General features: G+C 63.8%; 6 protein-coding genes. 5 read left to right on the top strand and 1 reads right to left on the bottom strand.

The genetic code is table 11. The features are described 5' to 3' along the window. Positions 1-165: 165 nt before the first annotated feature. Positions 166-867: a GntR family transcriptional regulator gene (locus tag NFL01S_RS33665; protein WP_210744692.1), complete on the bottom strand. Its 702-nt coding sequence runs from the start codon at positions 865-867 to the stop codon at positions 166-168. 255 nt (positions 868-1,122) lie between these two features. On the opposite strand from NFL01S_RS33665, the gene NFL01S_RS36015 reads away from it, so the two are divergent. The 5 genes from NFL01S_RS36015 (at position 1,123) to NFL01S_RS33645 (ending at position 4,242) form a co-directional block, all read left to right on the top strand. Further along, a complete protein-coding gene (locus NFL01S_RS36015) occupies positions 1,123-1,377 on the top strand; it encodes a hypothetical protein (RefSeq protein WP_157117322.1) in 255 nt (84 codons plus the stop codon). Beyond that, positions 1,374-1,700 (top strand): hypothetical protein, encoded by a 327-nt coding sequence (locus NFL01S_RS33660; RefSeq protein WP_062980376.1) that lies wholly within the window; start codon positions 1,374-1,376, stop codon positions 1,698-1,700. The genes NFL01S_RS36015 and NFL01S_RS33660 overlap by 4 nt, the downstream gene beginning before the upstream one ends. Before the next feature lies 1 nt (position 1,701). Then, positions 1,702-2,418, top strand: a complete 717-nt coding sequence (locus tag NFL01S_RS33655; RefSeq protein ID WP_062980375.1) for a hypothetical protein — start codon at positions 1,702-1,704, stop codon at positions 2,416-2,418. A 403-nt stretch (positions 2,419-2,821) separates the two neighbouring features. Then, positions 2,822-3,022, top strand: coding sequence for a helix-turn-helix transcriptional regulator (locus NFL01S_RS33650; RefSeq protein ID WP_062980374.1), 201 nt, complete (start codon positions 2,822-2,824; stop codon positions 3,020-3,022). Positions 3,023-3,024: 2 nt separating this feature from the next. Further along, complete coding sequence (locus NFL01S_RS33645; protein ID WP_063916139.1) at positions 3,025-4,242, top strand: tyrosine-type recombinase/integrase; 1,218 nt, start codon at positions 3,025-3,027, stop codon at positions 4,240-4,242. The last annotated feature ends 1,283 nt before the right edge of the window (positions 4,243-5,525 follow it).

Raw genomic sequence — 5,525 nt, 5'->3', positions numbered from 1 at the left:
TTTGAGGGGCAGGCCGAGGGCCTGCCCCGGAGTCGGCGCAAGCGCCTCCACCCAGGAGCAGACGGTGGTTGCGCAGTGAATGCAGTGAGGCCCTGGCATCGATGTCCCCACAAGATGCCAGGGCCTCACGTGAATCGCGAATGCGACCTACATCGCGAACCCGATTCAGTCCATCGAGTACTCAGCGCTGAGTTCCCGCCCCCGAGCGAGGAAATCCACCGCATACTCGGTTGGGTCTCCGTTTTCATCCCAGTACAGGTTCGCCATAGTCAGGCAATCGGCGCCGACAGCGACACCGAGAACCTCCGCGACATCAGATGGGGCGGGCCGGATCGCAACCAAATCCCGCCGCCGGACCACCCTCCGACCGGTCCGGTCCTCCACGAGGCCGAAAGTCATCTTCGGGAGAGGTGCCGTCGAGAGCAGTTCGGGTGCTGGGTCTGCGAGATCCCCAGGAAGCCACGACGTCGATACAGCCACTATCCCGAGGTCGTCTCGGTAGATCCGTCGGCGCTGAATCACGTCTGACTCAACTGGCAGGCCGAGGGATTCGGCAACCTCGTTGTCTGCGGCGGTCATCCCGGAACTTACGATCTCGGCCGTTTCGCCTGGCCGAAACCCGTTGCCTGTCGCTCGAAGCATTTGCAACCGGTCCGGTCCGGTCGTCTGCTTGTGACCGATTGATACGAACGTTCCCTGGTTGTTGCTGCGAACGAACCCTTCGGCTCGTAGTTGTCCGAGAGCTTTCGACGCCGTTGCAGTGGCAACTTTCCAGTCGCCCGCAACCTCGGCGACTGAGGGCAGCTTGGCACCCTCACTCAGCTCGCCGTTCTTGATCAGCTGCCGGTAGTGCTCGGCTATTTGCACATAGGGAGGGGCAGGCCGGTCTAAGCGCGGCGACATAGTAAACCTCCTCACGCCTTAGCGTGCTAGCTGGCGATATCCATTCTATCACCAACGTCCCCAACTTTATTGTTGCGTACTAGCTTGAGAACGTGATCCCGTGCTAGCATACGAAGGTCAAGAAAAAACTCCCCGGCAGCGCGAACTACCGGGGAGTCAGGCGCCGAAAGCAGTGTCCAGCTGCTTCGGCATTCACTTCAGGATGGGAGTCCCAGAAGTATGTCTACTGTAGTTCATTCCTTGCCACGTCCGGCCCGTCTGAACTTCGCCGGTTTCTGCTGGTACTGCGGCGAACGAGGATGCGAGAACCGTGGTTGTGTGCAGATGCACGCCGAGAGCTACTGGGGTCTGTGCCTCGACTGCGACGGTTCGCAGAACATCGGCAGCGAATCGGATTCGATCTGCCGGGTGTGCAACGGCGGTCTGATCGAGTACGGCTCCGCGGTGAGCGACCAGGACGGATTCGGTCGATGAGCAGCGAGCAGTATGCCGTGCGTCCGCAATCCGAAAGCGCCGGCCGGGAGCAGGACCGGCCCGTTCGCTCGGCGGCTCAGCGGGCCATTGATGAACGTGCGGCTGCGTGGTTGGCGGCGCACCCGGATCGGGACGAACGTATTCAGGCTCGTCGCGAGGCGGATGCGGCGGATCTGGCCATGAGTGCCCGTCTGGACGCGATGCTGGAAGGCCGCGCCGATGAGGAGTATGTGGTGTCGGCCGCAGCGGAACGCTCGCCGATTCCGGGTCACGCTTTCGCGGGTTTGGTTAGCGGTCGGGACCGTGACGGATGGGAGCGGTGAGATGGCGAATCATCGTTTGACCCCGCGTGATATGACCGCGTTGACGATCCTGGCCGAGATGTACGGGGCTCCGATGGACCGGGTAGCGGCCTTGCTCGGCGTCAAGATGACCAACGCCTACCGTGCGGTGGCGAAGTGGCGGGCGATGGGGATGGTCTCGGATGTGAATGTGCGGCCGGTTCCCGGTCCAGCCTGGGTGTTCCCGACCCGGATCGCGGTGGAGACGCTGTTGCCGTTCCATGCGAACTACTGGACGCCGACACCAAAGATGGCCGCCCATGTGACCGCATCGTTCGATGTACGTCTCGCGCTGGTCGGGACGGATCTGGAGCGGTGGGTTTCCGAGCGGGAGTTGCGTTCTCAGGTCGGCCCGGCGAAGGCGGGGCAGGCCCGGCCGCATATCCACGATGGCCGGTACTGGGACGAGCAGGACCGGCTGTGGGCGGTCGAGGTCGAGTTGAGCCAGAAGAAGGGCGCGGCGGTCAAGACTGCGGTCGCGCGGGCGAAGAGGGCCGCCGAGGCCGCTGACTGCGCGGGGGTCCTGTACTTCTGCAAGGCCGGGGAGACCCACAACGGCATCCTGTCGGCCGCCCGCACTCTGGCCTCCATGCCCGGTCCGCCGGTTCGGGTTATCGACCTGAACGAGGTGTTGCACGGCTCGACCACACCGCGTCGGCCGAAGCTCACCGTCGTCAAGGGCGACGCCTCTGTCGCTTGACCGGTGCGCGGTGTCGCGTCCGCCGACTGGGGCGCGACACCGGGCGACAGGTAGCGACACGAGAGGCGACAGGCCGGGATTCACCCGCCGCCACCGGACGGATTCCAGAGGCCACAAGGGGCGGGCCGGTTCCCGCCGAAGGTCCCCGAGATTCAACCGGCGACGGTAGCTGAAACCAGGCAACAACCCAGGCGACAGTCCGACCGAACGCTCAATTTCCCGAGAAATCGCAGTTCAGACCCATCAAGACGTAATTGGCATCACGCCAGCAAGGAACGCCGAACGGTAACCATATCGACTCGGCAACAGCACGTAGCCCAAGGCGACACCCAGCGTCGCCGCCGTCGCACAAGGCGACAGCAAGGCGACAGCCCGTCGCCATAGACCCGAAAGGACAGAAACAATGAACAACGATCGGTACCTGCAGGCCAAGGATTGCGAAGCACTGACCGGTATCCCGGCCGCCACGTGGCGGTACTGGGCGCACGTCGGCAACGGCCCGGATAGCTTCAAACTCGGTCGGCGTCGCGTGTGGCGACAGAGTGTCGTCGAGGCGTGGATTGCCGAGCAGGAAGCCCAGACTCGCACCGGGGGTGCGGCGTAATCATGGCAGCACGACGGAACCGCCGGGCTGGGGTCGAAGACCTCTGGACGAAAGATGAGCGTCAGGAGGACGGCACGGTCCGGCGTGTTCCGTCCAAGCTCCACGGCAAGGGCAAGCGGTGGCGTGCCCGTTACGTGGATAGCGCAGGCAAGGAGCACTCAAAACGGTTCGCCCGCAAGCCCGATGCTCAAGCGTGGTTGGACGGACAGACGGCGGCAGTAGTCACCGGCCGGCATGCTCCGCCAGCTGCTGGCCGCACCACCGTTGGGGTTGTGGCTCAGGCGTGGTTGGCCAGCCATCCATCGTGGGAGAAAAGCACCCGGTCCCGAAATGTCTCCATCGTGAACCGGCACATCATCCCTAGATGGGGAAGCACCCGGCTTGCCGACCTCATGGAAATGCACGATGAGATCAGTGAATGGGTGACGGCCCAGATCGAAAACGGTGCGTCCGGCGGGACAGTGCGGAAGCACCTCGGAGTGCTCTCGGGAATCTGCGACCACGCTGTGAGGACCCGCAAAATCGCGGTGAACCCTTGCGATACCGTCGACCGGCCCAAGCAGCAGCTGGCCAAGCGTCGCTACCTGTCCGGGGTCGAGGTCGAACTGCTGGCTGAACACGCCGGAAGCAACTGGCTAACCGTGATGGTGCTCGCCTATTGCGGGCTCCGATTCGCCGAGCTCGCCGGAATGCAGGTGTCCGCGGTGTCGCTCGCACGGAACCGATTCCAGATAGAACGGACAATCACCGAGGTGGACGGTGAACTTGTGATCAAAGCACCGAAGGATCACCAGCGGCGAAGCGTGCCGTTCCCGACCTTCCTGGTAGAACCGCTGCGGCAGCGGATCGCCGGACGCAAAGCCGATGCGGAGGTGTTCACCTCACCGCAGGGCGCAGTGCTGCGGGCTCGCAATATGCGTCGGGACTGGTTCGACGGTGCCGCGAAGGCGGCCGGGGTGGATGGGCTGACGCCGCATGAGCTACGGCATACGGCCGCTTCACTCGCAGTGTCCGAGGGTGCGTCTGTGCTCGCCATACAGCGGATGCTCGGCCACGACAAGCCGAGCACAACGCTGGATGTTTACGCCGACCTGTTCGATGACGACCTGGATGCGGTCGCTTCCAAGCTCGATGCAGCGCGTACGGGTTTCGTTGCTGCGTACTCACTGCGTACAGAGAGCGGTTCAGCGCCGATTAGCCTCCGCAAAACAGCGGGCTGACCAGCGCTAATGTTGTGCCCTCGGCAGGATTCGAACCTGCGACACCCGCTTTAGGAGAGCGCGGCGCGCCCGATTTGCCCGTATTGGCAGGTTTTGAAGCCGTTGGCAACATTGGGCCGACCTGCACATTCGCTGTTTGGTGCGTTGGGTAGTTCTGGTGATGCTCGAACGTGCTGCGTACATTCTGCGTACGAAAAAGCCACCTGCTGAGTCCCAGTCGGCAGGTGGCTTTCGTGTGTCCGTCGCCGGACGATTCGGTCAGTCTACCGCTGGTACCGCATCTGCGCGGGTTCTTCTGCTCCCGGTGGGGCGCTTGCGCCCTACCCGGGCAGGCCCCCGGCCTGCCCGTTATCGCCTGCTCTTCTCGCGTAGAGGCTCCAAGGTCAAGGGTGGCCGCAGGCCATCGCCGCAGGCGACGCGAAGCGCCCTTGAGGTTGGAGGGGCGCGGGAACACAATGCAGGCGTCCCAGCGGGAGCACGCGGCCGTAGGTCGCGCACGGTGCCGCCAGGCGCCGAAACCTCGAACCCGGTCCGGGCGGTGGCAGCAGTCGAAGAACTGTCGGAAACCAGGCGTGAACGATTCGGCCGGCCGCCGGTTCGCTCGGTCGCCGCCGGTTCGCGGGGGAGTCGGTCAGCCGGACCGCGTCCAGAAAACTGGACAGGAGCATTCGTGTTTCACAGTGGGTGAACTCGGGCGGTGTGAGTCGCCGGTTCCGGTCGTATTCGGCCTCTGGGCCGGTGAGAAAGCGATGCGAAAACGTGTACAAAAGTGGTGGAAAAGCTGAGACAAATTGTCTCATCTTTTGGCGAGCGCCCTCCGAGTCCACCACCACCCCTGACCTGCATGGACGACGCTTCGCGCCGTCGGATCTCCTCCCCCTCCCACACCCTCATCTCATACCCACTTCGTGCGCATGAGATGAGGGTGTGGGAGGGGGAGGAGATCCAAGAGATGTTGGTTGGGTTAGGGGTGGTGGTGGAAGTTCGGTGGTTGGAAAGAGTGTGTGGTTGCGTTTGGGTGGGTATCGGTGCGTTTGCGTGGTGGTTGCGCTGGCATACGGGGGTGGTGGTGAAGTCGTGTGCGTATGCTGCGGTCTACAGATCGGGCCCGGTGGGTAGTTGTAGGACTGCCGGGGGCCTTTGACGTGTCGAGGGTGGTGCGAGCGCGCGGGCGCACTCGTGCGCAGCCTGCGGCTGCGTGCCCCTGGGTGGAGTCGCCTGCATTGTGTTCCCGCGCCCCTCCAACCTCAAGGGCGCTTCGCGTCGCCTGCGGCGATGGCCTA

Origin of the sequence: Nocardia flavorosea NBRC 108225, assembly GCF_001613385.1 — a bacterium.
GTDB lineage: Bacteria > Actinomycetota > Actinomycetes > Mycobacteriales > Mycobacteriaceae > Nocardia > Nocardia flavorosea.
The sequence above is the reverse complement of the archived record's forward strand: the minus strand, read 5'-3'. Positions and strand labels throughout refer to the sequence as shown.